The 12,779-nt window shown below is 70.8% G+C and carries 11 protein-coding genes; 3 read left to right on the top strand and 8 right to left on the bottom strand.

The genetic code is table 11. From position 1 onward, the window contains the following. Window positions 1–14 precede the first annotated feature (14 nt). Complete coding sequence (locus tag PGB34_RS10485; RefSeq protein WP_271428021.1) at window positions 15–947, bottom strand: 5'-nucleotidase; 933 nt, start codon at window positions 945–947, stop codon at window positions 15–17. Between the two features lie 181 nt (window positions 948–1,128). Here PGB34_RS10485 and PGB34_RS10480 point away from each other — a divergent pair, with 181 nt between their 5' ends. Beyond that, complete coding sequence (locus tag PGB34_RS10480) at window positions 1,129–2,283, top strand: Fic family protein (RefSeq protein ID WP_271428020.1); 1,155 nt, start codon at window positions 1,129–1,131, stop codon at window positions 2,281–2,283. Here PGB34_RS10480 and gspF read toward each other — a convergent pair. The 7 genes from gspF to PGB34_RS10445 form a co-directional block, all read right to left on the bottom strand. Then, on the bottom strand, window positions 2,264–3,493 hold the full coding sequence (gspF, locus tag PGB34_RS10475) for a type II secretion system inner membrane protein GspF (protein WP_271428019.1): 1,230 nt from the start codon (window positions 3,491–3,493) through the stop codon (window positions 2,264–2,266). The genes PGB34_RS10480 and gspF overlap by 20 nt on opposite strands. A gap of 16 nt (window positions 3,494–3,509) precedes the next feature. Further along, window positions 3,510–4,958: a type II secretion system ATPase GspE gene (gene gspE / locus PGB34_RS10470; RefSeq protein ID WP_271428018.1), complete on the bottom strand. Its 1,449-nt coding sequence runs from the start codon at window positions 4,956–4,958 to the stop codon at window positions 3,510–3,512. Further along, complete coding sequence (gene gspD, locus PGB34_RS10465; protein ID WP_271428017.1) at window positions 4,958–7,267, bottom strand: type II secretion system secretin GspD; 2,310 nt, start codon at window positions 7,265–7,267, stop codon at window positions 4,958–4,960. The genes gspE and gspD overlap by 1 nt, the downstream gene beginning before the upstream one ends. 7 nt (window positions 7,268–7,274) lie before the next feature. Then, complete coding sequence (gene gspN, locus PGB34_RS10460) at window positions 7,275–8,096, bottom strand: type II secretion system protein N (protein ID WP_408647871.1); 822 nt, start codon at window positions 8,094–8,096, stop codon at window positions 7,275–7,277. Between the two features lie 29 nt (window positions 8,097–8,125). Then, entirely contained in the window at window positions 8,126–8,791 is a 666-nt protein-coding gene (gspM, locus tag PGB34_RS10455; RefSeq protein WP_271428015.1) for a type II secretion system protein GspM, read from the bottom strand. Next, entirely contained in the window at window positions 8,788–10,005 is a 1,218-nt protein-coding gene (gene gspL / locus PGB34_RS10450; RefSeq protein ID WP_271428014.1) for a type II secretion system protein GspL, read from the bottom strand. The genes gspM and gspL overlap by 4 nt, the downstream gene beginning before the upstream one ends. A 208-nt stretch (window positions 10,006–10,213) precedes the next feature. Continuing rightward, complete coding sequence (locus PGB34_RS10445) at window positions 10,214–10,996, bottom strand: IclR family transcriptional regulator (protein ID WP_271428013.1); 783 nt, start codon at window positions 10,994–10,996, stop codon at window positions 10,214–10,216. Window positions 10,997–11,157: 161 nt separating this feature from the next. Here PGB34_RS10445 and PGB34_RS10440 point away from each other — a divergent pair, with 161 nt between their 5' ends. Together PGB34_RS10440 and PGB34_RS10435 are read left to right on the top strand one after the other, a co-directional pair. Beyond that, complete coding sequence (locus PGB34_RS10440) at window positions 11,158–12,159, top strand: TRAP transporter substrate-binding protein (RefSeq protein WP_271428012.1); 1,002 nt, start codon at window positions 11,158–11,160, stop codon at window positions 12,157–12,159. 80 nt (window positions 12,160–12,239) lie between these two features. Further along, window positions 12,240–12,686, top strand: a complete 447-nt coding sequence (locus PGB34_RS10435) for a type II 3-dehydroquinate dehydratase (protein WP_271428011.1) — start codon at window positions 12,240–12,242, stop codon at window positions 12,684–12,686. Window positions 12,687–12,779: the final 93 nt, after the last annotated feature.

Genomic DNA, 12,779 nt, shown 5'->3' with positions numbered 1-12,779 from the left:
CAGGCTACCGCCCCTCAGTCGCGCGGCGCAGGCGCTGCGATGCGCTGCAGCGCCTCGTTGCTCACGCCGCTGGCCACATGCCCGGCCGGCACATGGCGCGCGGCCGAGGCCACATGGCCCATCTGGTCGTCGAAGAAGAAATCGGGCTCGAACTCGCGCAGGAAGCCGCCCTTGTCCAGGCCCGCGAGGAACATCGCTTCGTCCACGCGGATGTTCCAGCTCATCAGCGTCTGGATGGCGCGGCGGTGTGCGGGTGCGCCGCGCGCCGTGACCAGCGCGGTGCGGATGCGCATGCCCGTGGCCGAGGCGCGCTGCAGCCGATGCAGCGCCAACAGAAAGGGCGCCAGCGGGCCGGCGGCCAGCGGCACCGCGGCCTTGTCGGCCTCGTGCGCTTGAAAGGCCTCCAGCCCCTGCGACTGGAAGATGCGCTCGGCCTCGTCCGAAAAGAGCACGGCGTCGCCGTCGAAGGCAATGCGCACCTCGTCGGGGTGCAACTGGCTGGCCAGGGCGGCTTCCACGTTCACGTGCGCGGCCGCGAAGCCGGCCGTCAGCGCCTCGCGCACGTCATCGGCATTGGCCGAGAGGAACAGGTCGGCATTGAGCGGCGTGAGGTAGCGAAAGGGCGAGCGCCCCTGCGTGAACACGCCGCGCTGGATGCGCAGCTCGGCCGCCGCGCCTGAATTGAAGATGCGCATGCCCGAGGCCGGGTCGTTGCGCGAGAGGATCACCACCTCCACGCGCTGTTGCCCGTCGTCGTTGAAGCGCAGCAGCTTGCGCACCAGTGAATAGGCGATGCCCGGCGCGGCCGGCACGTCCAGCCGCTCGAGCTGCAGCCGCATGTAGGCGTCGGGGTCGCCGGCCTCGAAGAGCAGGTTTTCCTCTTCCAGGTTGAACAGGGCGCGCGAGGAAATCGCGACCACGAGCTTGTCGTCGAGGGTGACGGGCATGGGCAGGGCGGTTGCAAGGGCCAGCGCGCATTGTCATCTCGCCGTGCAGCCTTGCTCGTGCCCATGGCGGCCGGCTCGCGTCCAGATCCCCAACTTGCCATGCCGGGATGCATTCATTATTCGCCGCATGAGATGCGGTAAATAACTTGCCTATTCACCGCAGGCGTCTTCTAATCTCCGCATGCAAAGCGGTGAAAGCCTCTACATCTGGCAGCTGGACGACTGGCCCCAATGGCGCTTCGAGCTCGCCGCGCTGGCCCAGCCGCTGGCGGATGTGAGCCGTGCGCAGGGCCTGCTGCTGGGCCGGCTGGCCGATGTGGGGATGGAATTGCGCGACCGGGCCAGCCTGGCCGCGCTGACCGACGACGTGCTCAAGACCAGCGAGATCGAGGGCGAACTGCTGAACCCGGCCTCGGTGCGCTCGTCCATCGCGCGGCGGCTGGGGCTGGACATCGGCGCGCTGGCGCCCAGCGACCGGCATGTGGACGGCGTGGTCGAGATGGTGCTGGACGCGACCGCGCACAGCGATGCGGCGCTCACGGCCCAGCGTCTTTTCGACTGGCATGCCGCGCTGTTCCCGACCGGCTATTCGGGCCTGTCACCCATCGCCGTGGGCCGCTGGCGCGATGACGCCACGGGGCCGATGCAGGTGGTCTCGGGGCCGGTGCATCGGCGCAAGGTGCATTTCGAGGCGCCGCCGGCCCATGCGCTGGCGGCCGAAATGGCGCGCTTTCTGCGATGGGCCAACGCGCATGACGAGCAACTGCCCGCACTGGTCAAGGCCGGGCTGGCGCATCTGTGGTTCGTCACCATGCACCCTTTCGACGACGGCAATGGCCGCATCGCGCGCGCGGTGGGCGATCTGTTCCTGGCCCGCGCCGACGGGGCCGGGCAGCGCTTCTACAGCCTCTCGGCGCAGATCCAGCGCGAGCGCAGCGCGTACTACGACATCCTGGCGCGCACGCAAAAAGGCGACTCGCTCGATATGACGCCATGGCTGCTGTGGTTCCTGGCTGCGCTGGGCCGCGCGCTGGACAGTGCAAACACCGCGCTGGGCGCGGTGCTGGGCAAGGCGCACTTCTGGCAGCGCTGGGCCAGTGCGCCCTTCAACGAGCGGCAGATCAAGCTGCTCGACCGCGTGCTCGACGGCTTCGACGGCAAGCTCACCAGCAGCAAGTGGGCGGCCATTGCCAAGTGCTCGGCCGACACGGCGCTGCGCGACATCACGCAGTTGCTGGCTTTGGGTGTGCTGCAGAAGGCGCCGGGCGGCGGGCGCGCCAGCGCCTATGAACTGGTGCTGCCGGAGGCGAGGCCGCCTACTTCACAAACTGATTGAGCTGAATGATCGGCAACAGCACGGCCAGCACGATCATCATCACGATGCCGCCCATGGCCACGATCAGCAGCGGCTCCAGGATGGTCGCGAGGTGGATCGCGCGGCGCTGCACTTCGGCGCCGAGCTGGCGCGCGGCGCGTTGCAGCATCGACGGCAGCTCACCGGTCTGTTCGCCCAGGCGCGCGAACATCGCGACCAGGCCCGGGAAGCGTTTTTTCTGCGCCAGCGCCGAAGCCAGTGGCGCGCCTTCGCGCACCAGCACCAGCGCGTCGAGCGCGTCGGCGCGCATGGCGCGGTTGCTCAGGGTTTCGGCCGCGGCCTGCAGTGCGCGCAGGATGGGCACGCCGGCCGCGGCCAGCATGGCCAGGGTGCTGGCAAAGCGCGCGGCGTTGTAGCCGCGGGCCAGCCGGCCCACCAGCGGCAGGCGCAGCCAGGCGGCATCGAACTTCTGGCGGAAGGCCTCGCCGGCCAGCAGTGTGCGCAGGCCCAGGCCCACGGCCACCAGGCCGCCCAGGATCAGCAGGCCATGGTTGCGCACCAGCGCGCTGATGTTGAGCATGATCACCGTGAGCATGGGCAGCTCGCGCTTGGTGCCCGCGAACACGTTGGCCACCTGTGGCACCACGTAGCTGACCAGGAAGATCACGATCACGATGGCGATCAGCGTGACGATGGCCGGGTACAAGGTGGCGCCGATCAGTTTTTGCTGCAGCGCCTGGCGCTCTTCCAGGTCGTCGGCCAGGCGCTCGAGCACCAAGCCCAGGTTGCCGCTCTGTTCGCCGGCGCCGATCACGGCCGTGTAGATGGCCGAGAACTCGCGCGGATGCTGGCTGAGCGCGCGCGCGAAGGTGGCGCCGCCGTTGACCTCGGCGCGCAGCGCGGCCACGAGCTGGCGCTGGTCCTCGCGTTCCGATTCTTCAGTCAGCGCCGTGAGCGCGCGCTCCAGCGGCAGCCCGGCGCTGACCAGGCCCGCGAGCTGGCGCGTCCACACGGCCAGTTCGGTGGCACTGAACAGGCGCCGCTTGAACAGGCCGCGGCGGGTGCTGCTGCCGGCGTTGGCAGCGGCTTCGCCGCCCACGGGTTGCACCGTGAGCGGGATCAGCGCCTGCGCGCGCAGCAGGCCGCGCGCGGCGCGCGCGGTGTCGGCTTCCAGCACGCCCTTGCGGGCGCGGCCTTCGGCGTCGAGGGCTTCGAAGGAATAGGCGGGCATGCAGAAGAAACCGACGCTAGTCCCGGGTCACGCGCAGCAGCTCGGCCTGCGAGGTGATGCCCGCGGCCACCAGCCGTTCGCCGTCTTCGCGCATGCTGCGCAGGCCGCCCTTTTGGCCGGCCGCGAGCAGCTCGCTTTCGGCGGCGCGGTTGTGCACCAGCGCGCGCACCGCGTCGTCGGCCACCAGCATTTCGAACACGCCGGTGCGGCCCTGGTAGCCGGTGTGGCCGCAGGCTTCGCAGCCCACGGGCTCGGTGCCGTGCTCGCCGGGTTTGGCGCACACGGGGCACAGCTTGCGCACCAGGCGCTGGGCCAGCACGCCCAGCAGCGAGCTCGAAAGCAGGAAGGGCTCCACGCCCATGTCGGTCAGGCGCGTCACGGCGCTGACCGAGTCGTTGGTGTGCAAGGTGGCCAGCACCAGGTGGCCCGTGAGCGAAGCCTGGATGGCGATCTGCGCGGTCTCGTAGTCGCGGATCTCGCCGATCATGATCACGTCCGGGTCCTGGCGCAGGATGGCGCGCAGGGCCTTGGCGAAGGTCAGCTCGATCTTGGCGTTGACCTGGGTCTGGCCCACGCCGTGCAGCTCGTATTCGATGGGGTCTTCCACCGTCATGATGTTGCTGCTGCTGGCGTCCATCTCGCCCAGCGCGGCGTACAGCGTGGTGCTCTTGCCCGAGCCCGTGGGGCCGGTGACCAGGATGATGCCGTGCGGCTGCGTGATGAGGCTGCGAAAGCGCTTGAGCGTGTCGCCCGTCATGCCCACGGCCGGCAGGGTCAGGCGGGTTTCTGACTTGTCCAGCAGGCGCAGCACGGCGCGTTCGCCATGCGCGCTGGGCAGGGTGGACACGCGCACGTCCACCGCGCGCGTGCCGATGCGCAGCGAGATGCGGCCATCCTGCGGCAGGCGTTTTTCGGCGATGTCCAGGTCGGCCATGATCTTCAGGCGCGAGATCAGTGCCGCATGCAGCGCGCGGTTGGGCTGCACCACTTCGCGCAAGGTGCCATCGACGCGAAAGCGCACGGACGAGGTGCGCTCGTAGGGCTCGATGTGGATGTCGCTGGCGCCGTCGCGCGCGGCCTGCGTCAGCAGCGCGTTGAGCATGCGGATGATGGGCGCGTCGCCGGCCGACTCCAGCAGGTCTTCCACCGCGGGCAGCTCCTGCATCATGCGCGTGAGGTCGGCGTCGCTCTGCACTTCGCTGACCACGGCGGCGGCGTTCGACTCGCCCTGCGCGTAGGCGGCGCTGATGCGCTGCGCCAGCTGGTCGGCCGGCAGGCTCTGCATGCGCAGGCTGCCCGGCCCCAGGTTGTACTTGCGCATCACCTCGCCGAGCGCGCTGGCCGACTGGCGGGCCGCGCCCACGGGCATCCACAGCGTGTAGCCGCCGTCCTGGTCGTCGCGCTCCAGCAGCAGTTGCTGGCTGCGCGCGAAGGCGTAGGGCAGGGGGTGACGGGCGCCGGACATCAGGGCAGGCGTCGCTGGGTCGAGGGGTCGTCCGTGGCGGCGGGCGCGCCGCGCATGGGGTCCCAGTCGCTGGGCGGGGCGCTGCGCACGGGCTGGGCCGGCGGCAGCGGCGGGGGGATCAGGCGCGTGCCTTCGATGCGGCGCGACGGATCGGGCGTGCGGGTGTCGGGCAAGGCAGGCAGCAGGGGCGCCGCGTTGACGGCGTTGAGCGCCGCGCTGCTGGCCGGCTGGCTGCTTTGCTGCAGCGCGCGCAGCATGTCGTAGCGGTCGGCCGTGATGGCGTCGCCCGAAAGCGAATCGCGCACGATGGTGGGCCGCAGGAAGACCATCAGGTTGTTCTTGCGGCGGCTGCGGGTCTCGCTCTTGAACAGGTTGCCGACCACGGGCACGTCGCCCAGGCCGGGCACCTTTTCCTGGCCGCTGGAATATTCGTCGGTCAGCAGGCCGCCCAGCACGATGATGCTGCCGTCTTCCACCAGCACGCTCGATTCGATGGAGCGCTTGGTGGTGGTGGGGCCGTTGCTTGCGGCCTCGGTGCCGGGCAGCACGGCCGAGACCTCCTGGAACACCGTCATCTTCACGGTCCCGGTCTCGCTGATCTGCGGGCGCACACGCAGCGTGAGGCCCACGTCCTTGCGCTCGATGGTCTGGAAGGGGTTGACCTGGGCCGTGCCCGCGCCGGTGTTGGTGAACTGGCCGGTCACGAAAGGCACGTTCTGGCCCACCACGATCTTGGCTTCCTCGTTGTCCAGGGTCAGCAGGTTGGGGGTCGAGAGCACGTTGCCCTCGCCGTTGGCCGAGAGGAAGCGCGCGATGAAGCCCAGCGCGTAGCCGCCGCCGGTGCGCCGGCCGATGCCGATGTTCAGGCCCGTGGAGGGCTTGGTGATGGCCGAGGGGCTGCCGGTGGCCGCTGCTGCGGCGATGCCCAGCGCCAGGTCGAGGATGTTGGCCTGGCCGCCGAGGCTGGAGTTGGTGCCGATGGCCGCTTCCTTGCCCAGCGCGCTTTGCCACTGCACGCCGAATTCGGCGGCCTTGTCGGCATTGACTTCCACGATCAGGCTTTCGATCAGCACCTGCGCGCGGCGGCTGTCCAGCCGGTCGATCACGGCGCGCAGCTGGCGGTACTGCGGCTCGGGCGCCGTGATGATCAGCGAGTTGGTGGAGGGGTCGGCCTGGATCTGGCCGCCCACGGAAGGCTGGTTGGCGTTGTCCACCGGCGCCGTGGCGGCCGAGCTCATGCCCGACTGGCCCGCGGCGCTGCTGGCGGCGCTGGTGGCCTGGTTGATGACGGCCGTGGAGGGCTGGGGCACGGCGCCGCTGCCGGCTGCGCCCGGCTGGCCCAGCGTATTCACGTTGCCCGCGGCGATGGCCGCGCGCAGCGTGGTGGCCAGGCGCACCGCATCGGCGTTCTTGAGGTAGACCACGTAGATGTTGCCGGCCGCGCCGTTGCCGTTTTCCAGTGGCGCGCGGTCCAGCTTTTGCACCAGCGAGCGCACCAGCGCCAGGCGGGCCGGGTTGGCCGCGCGCACGATGATGGCGTTGCTGCGCGAATCGGCCAGCAGCGAGGTGCGGAAGGACGCATCGCCCCCCGGCGCGGCCGGCGCGCCCGCGGCCGTGGGCAGGCCCACCGTGGCGCTGCCGCCGTCCATCAGGCGCTGCACCAGCGGCACCAGGTCGGCGGCGATGGAGTGGCGCAGCGGGATCACTTCCACATCCGAGGCGTTGGGCACATCGAGCGAAGCCACGATGCGCGCCAGGCGCCGCAGGTTGTCGGCGTAGTCGGTGATCACCAGCGCGTTGTTGCCGGGGCTCACGTTGATGCTGTTGTTGGGGGCGATCAGCGGGCGCAGCACGGGCAGCACGTTGGCGGCCGACTCATGGTGCAGCTTGAACACCTGCGTGACGATCTGGTTGCCCGCCAGGGTGGACGGGCCGCCGATGGAGGTGGCCACGGTGCCGGTCTGCAGCTTGGCCTCGGCCTCGGGCACCACCTTGTACAGGCCTTCGGAAACCACCACCGCAAAGCCCTGCAGGCGCAGCGCGGCGCTGAACTGCTCGAAGGCCGTGGTGGGGCTGACGGGCCGCTCGGTCGCCAGGTTCATGGTGCCCTTGACGCGCGGGTCCACCACCACGTCGCGGCCGGTGATCACGGCCATGGTGCGGGCCACGGCCTCGATGTCGGCATTGGCGAAGTTCAGCGTCACAGGTTCTCCGCGCGCGGCCTGGGCCAGGCCGGCCGGGGCCGTCATCAGCAGCAGGGGCGCGACCAGGGCCGCGGCGATGGCGTTGCGCGAACGCATGAATTTCATGACGGATTCAACTCAGGTTGATGATCGAACGGGCACCCTCGCGGCGCCCGATGATGTTCAGAAGATTGGACAGCGCGTCTTCGCTGCCCGCCGCGGCGGTGGCTTCGCCGCTGAAGCGCATGGCCCGGCCGCTCCACAGGCCGCTGCCGGCCAGCTGCAGCGCGCCTTCCCGGGTGGTCAGCAGCAGGCTGGGCGCCTGGCCGCCGGCCAGGTCCAGCCGGTAGCTGCCCATGGGGCGCAGGGTGGACAGGCTGGACGACATGTCGGTCGCGTCCAGCGTGGCCTGGCCCGTGATGGCCAGGCGTTCGGGTTCGAAGCCCAGCACCAGGCCGCGCGTGTGCAGCGTGAGCGTGCCTTCGGGCTTGAGCGTGTTCCAGGGCGCGCCCAGGCCGGTGAGCAGGGTGGCGGGCCAGCGCGTGGCCGCGTCCTGCCAGGCCAGCTGCATGCCGGCGCCGGCGCGCCGCAGCGCAAAGCCCACGGGCGCCTGCGCGCAGCAGGGCAGATCGAGACGGCCCGACAGGCCCAGCCAGCGCGCCCGCAGCTGCCAGCCCACGCGCCCCGGCAGGGCCACGGCTTCGCCGCCCTGGGTGCCGCTGGCCAGCACCAGCCCGGCGCTGCCCTGCCAGAAGGTGCCGCGCGGATTGACCAGCTGCACCTTGCCGCCCGATGCGGCATGAAGCCCGGCCGCCAGCCAGCGCGCAGGCGCCCACACGGCGGTGGCCAGCGCGGCGCCCAGCACGGCGCCGGCAATGGCCCAGCGCCAGGGCGTGCGGCCGCCGGCGCCGGCTGCGTCAGGCGCGCGGCGGCCCAGGCGGCTGAGCCGGTCCATCGAGACGGCAGGGCGCGCACGCATGATCGTCATGGGGCGGGCAGGGCCAGCACCAGCGTGCCTTCCCAGCGGATCTGGGGCGGGCCGCTGACGATGGGCGCGGGCGGGGCGGCTGCCGCGGCTGCCGCGGCGGAGGCCGGCGCTGCGCCGGCCGCCTCGGGCGTGCGGGGCAGCGTGCGCGACCGGTTGGGTGGGCCGGGCGGTGCCGCGGGCACGGCAGGCGCGGCCTGCACGGGCGCAGGCTGGGTGCTGCGGGTCAGGCGCAGCTCGCGCGGCACGGCGCGCGCGTTGGCGCGGGCCTGGGCCAGCCAGCCGGCCAGCGCATCGGCCGGCACCTGGCGCAGGGCCACGCCCACCGCGTCGCCGGCCTGGGCCTGCATCTGGGCCTGTCCGCCCAGGCCGCCCTGCAGGCTGGCTTCCAGCGCACGGATGGCGTCCTGGCGCTCGGCGCGCGGTTGCGATTGAAGGGCGCGGGCCTGGGTCTGCAGCGCGCGCATCTGCTGCAGCTGCGCGTCGAGCCGGGCATGTTCCTGCGGGGCGGTGGCCAGCGTGCGCAGCGCGGGCGCCAGGGCCACCCACCACAGCAGGGCCAGGCCCACCACGGCGGCGGCGATGCCCACCAGCCGCCGTTCCTGCGGCGTGAGGCCGCTCCACCAGCCGCGCAGGCGCGCGGCAGCCATGTTGGCAAAACTCATGGTGCGCGGGTCTCCGTGGCCTGCACGAGCAGCAGGTCGCCTTCGCCGCGTGCGTTGTAGCCGCGCGCGGCCAGGGGCGAGGCCAGGGCCGACAGCTCCGACACCGACAGGCCCAGCCCGCGCAGCCGCAGCTGGCCGCCGCTGTAGTCGATGGCCGTGGGCACGCGGCCGGCCGGCAGGCTGGCCGACAGGGCCGAGAGCATGGGTTCCAGGTCGGCCGGCGTCAGGCCGCCCGTGGCCTGCTGCAGGGCCTGCACTTCGCGCCGCATCTGCAGCGGCGCGTCGATCACGAGCTGCACCTTGGGGAAGGTGGTGCGCAGGGTCTGGGTGATGGCGTCGCGTTTGGCCTGAAGCGCCTGGCGCTCCTTCCAGGCCCAGGCGTTCACGCCGATGAGCTGGGCCACGACCAGCGCCGCGGCGCCCCAGCGTGCGGCACGCCAGCGCGGCGCGCGCCACAGCGTGTGGCCCCAGCCGGCCAGGGTCTTGCCCGCGCGCGCGCGGCCGGTGCGGGCCAGCGCGAACTGGGCCAGGTCCCAGTCCGAGGCCAGGCTTTGCAGCCAGCGCTCGCCGGTGGTCTGCAGCGGCACGGCGGTGCCCAGCAACTGTTCGGTGGCCTGCGCCACGGCCGGCTCGGCGCTGAGGGTGGCGCCTTCGGGCAGCGGGGGCTGCAGCAGGGCCAGGCCATGCTCGGCCAGCGGCAGCGTCACCACGCCGCTGGCGTCGCAGCATGTGATGCGCGCGTCTTCGGGCAGGCCCGTGACATAGAAGGCCGGTGGCGCGTCGCTCGCGCGGGGCGTGAGCTCGGGCAGCAGCCGGCCCACGCGGCGGCCGGCGGCCTCCAGCGTCTGGATGGCCTCGCGCAGCCAGGCCTGGTCACAGGTGGCGACCCAGACGGGCTCGCCTTCGCGGGCGCGCGGTTCCAGGGCGAAATGCAGTTGCTCGGGGTCGTCCAGCAGCCGCTCTTCCAGCAGGCCGGCCAGCACGCTGCGCAGGCGCGCTCCGGCATTGAGGGTGCCGCGCGGCAGCGTCACGGTGTGCCAGGACAGCGCGGCCGCGGGAATGACCAGGGTCAGCTCACCGGGGCCGGGCAGCAGCGCCGGTGCCGCGCGGCCCTGGCCGGTCACCTGCGTGCGGGCGGCGTCACAGCGTGCCCACAGATGCTCCTCACCCGGCGGCGAGGCAGGCGGTGGCGGCTGTACAAGGATCAGAGACATAAGGAAGGCAGGAAAGGCGACCGGCTGTGCCGTGGCGAGCCGCCCGCGTCACTTTTTGTGACGGCCAGCGCCGGGCCGCGGCAATTGTGCGACAGAGATGTGACAGCTGGTCTGCAGGCCAACCCTGGACTGTCATGTCACGTTGGGGCCGTGGGCAAATGCAGACGCGTCGTTTCCGATCTGTCATTTCTGCGGCCCGCCGGGGCGTTCAGGCGCGCCGCTTAAACAGGGCGGAGGCCCCGCTGGCCTGGGCCACGTCGGCCGCGGTCTGGCACAGCACCGGGCCCAGCGCGCGCATGCGCTCCTCGGTCAGGCGCACGGCCGGGCCGGCAATGGTGATGACGCCGATGGCCGTGCCCTGGGCGTTGACCACCGGGGCCGCCATGGCCGTCATGCCCGGTGCGAAGACCTCGTTGATCATGCTGAAGCCGCGTTCGCGCGCCGCCTTCACATAGTCCATCACGCCCTGGATGGTGGTGGGCGCGCGGGGGCCGAACTGCTCGGGCTTGCCCAGGCCCTTCTTGGCCACCAGCGCCAGCGCGTCGTCTTCGGGCAGGGTGGACAGCCAGGCATGGCCGGCCGCGCTGCACGACAGCGCCACCGACAGGCCCATGTCCGGGTCGTAGCGCAGGCCGTGCGTGGCGCCCTGCGCCTTGGCCACGAAGATCAGTTCCTCGTCGTCCACCACGCCCAGGCGCACCAGCTCGCCGGAGGCGGCGGCCAGCTGGTCCAGCAGCGGCTGGGAGATATCGACCACCCCCGAGTTGCTCAGGTAGCTCAGCCCCAGCGAGACCAGCTTGATGGTCAGGAAGTAGTGGCCGTCGCGCGCGTCCTGGCGCACATAGCCGCAGCGGATCAGCTCGGTGAGCAGCCGGTGCGTGGCCGACAGCGGGATGTCCAGCTCGGCCGCCAGGGTGGACAGGGGGCGTCCCTGCGGATGCTGCGCCAGTTCCTCCAGCACCTTGAAGCTGCGCTCCATCACTGCGCTCATATGCACACCTCGTGTTCGGGTCGGGCCGGCGAAGCGCCAGCCGCGGGTGCGACTGTATCAAATGGAGGAATCAAATTTCAATTTGGAAATTACTTCCAATATGGATAAGATTGCCAAGTCGGCTGCCTGCCGTCCATCCCACCCTTCAAAGGAGACAAGCCTTGAACATCCTTCGCGCACTCACCGCGGCCGGCCTCTGCCTGGCCATCGCCGTTCCCGCGCTGGCCCAGCAGGAGCGCACGATCCGCTTCGGTCACCTGAACAACCCCGACCACCCGGTGAGCTTCGGCGTCAAGCGCTTTGCCGAGATCCTCTCGAACAAGAGCGGCGGCAAGATGAAGGTGCAGGAGTTCCCCTCGAACCAGTTGGGCAACGAACAGCAGCAGCAGTCGGCGCTGCAGGGCGGCGTGCAGCAGATGTATTCGCCGGCCACCACCTCGCTGGCGGGCATCGTCAAGGAATTCGGCCTGATCGACTTCCCCTTCGCCGTCAACAGCTTCGCGCAGGCCGACGCGCTGCTGGACGGCCCGCTGGGCAAGACGCTGATCTCCAAGCTGCCTGAAAAGGGCCTGGTGGCCCTGGGCTACTGGGACCTGGGCTTTCGCAACGTCACCAACAGCCGCCAGCCGATCACCAAGGCCGAGGACCTGGCGGGTTTGAAGATCCGCGTGATCCCGAACCCGGTGTTCCTCGACACCTTCCGCGCCTTCAAGGCCAACCCCGTGCCCATGCCCTTCGCCGAGCTGTACGGCGCGCTCGAATCCAAGGCCGTGGACGGCCAGGAAAACCCCTTCGCGGTGATCCTGTCGAACAAGTTCTACGAAGTGCAGAAGTACGTCAGCGCCACCAACCACGTGTACGCCGCGAACATCCTGCTGGTGAGCAAGAAGTTCTGGGACCAGCTCACGCCCGTGGAGCAGAAGTGGATGCAGGAGGCTGCCGACGAGTCGCGCGCCTACCAGCGCCAGGTCAGCCGCGCCGCGGCGCAGAAGGCCGTGGGCGACCTGCAGGCCAAGGGCGCGCAGTTCAACGAGGTGAGCCCCGCCGAGCAGGCCCGCATGCGCCAGATCGCCCAGCCCGCGCTGGAGAAGTTCTCGGCCCAGTACGACCCGGCGGTGGTCAAGCTCTACAACGACGAGCTGGCCCGCATCCGCAAGCAATAAGGCGATGGGCGGCACCTTCGCCAATGGCTGCGAAGGTGCAGTGCCCGATGCCATCTCCCCTGTCACACCGCATTGAGACCATGAAAATCCTCGTCCTCCACGGCCCGAACCTGAACCTGTTCGGGCGCCGCGAGCCCCACATCTACGGCACCACGACGCTGGCCGAAATCAACGCCCGCCTCGAGGCGCTGGCCGGCGAGCTGGACGTGAGCATCGCCACGCTGCAGTCCAACCACGAAGGCGCGCTGATTGACTTCCTGCATGAGCACATCGACCAGGCCCAGGGCGCGCTGGTGAACCCTGCGGGACTGACGCAGCACGGCGTGCCGCTGCATGATGCGATCAAGGCCATGCCCTTCCCGGTGATCGAGGTGCACATGTCCAACATCGCGGCCCGCGAGCCCTGGCGTGCACATTCCATCATCTCGCCGGCCGTGCGCGGCACGGTGCAGGGGCTGGGGCCGCAGTCCTATCTGGCTGCGCTGCGGGCGCTGGTGCAACTGGTCAACGACAGCCGCCAGCCCTAGGCGCGAACAGGCGCGACACAGGCGCGGGCTGGCACTCCATGGGGGTGCCGGCCCGTTTTCAAGCGCAATGCAATCGAACGGCAGGGAGCCGTC

This window comes from Xenophilus arseniciresistens (assembly GCF_028023875.1).
In the GTDB taxonomy this organism is placed as follows: domain Bacteria; phylum Pseudomonadota; class Gammaproteobacteria; order Burkholderiales; family Burkholderiaceae_C; genus Xenophilus; species Xenophilus arseniciresistens.
Note: the sequence above shows the minus strand (reverse complement) of the source record. Positions and strands in the feature narration are given on the sequence as shown.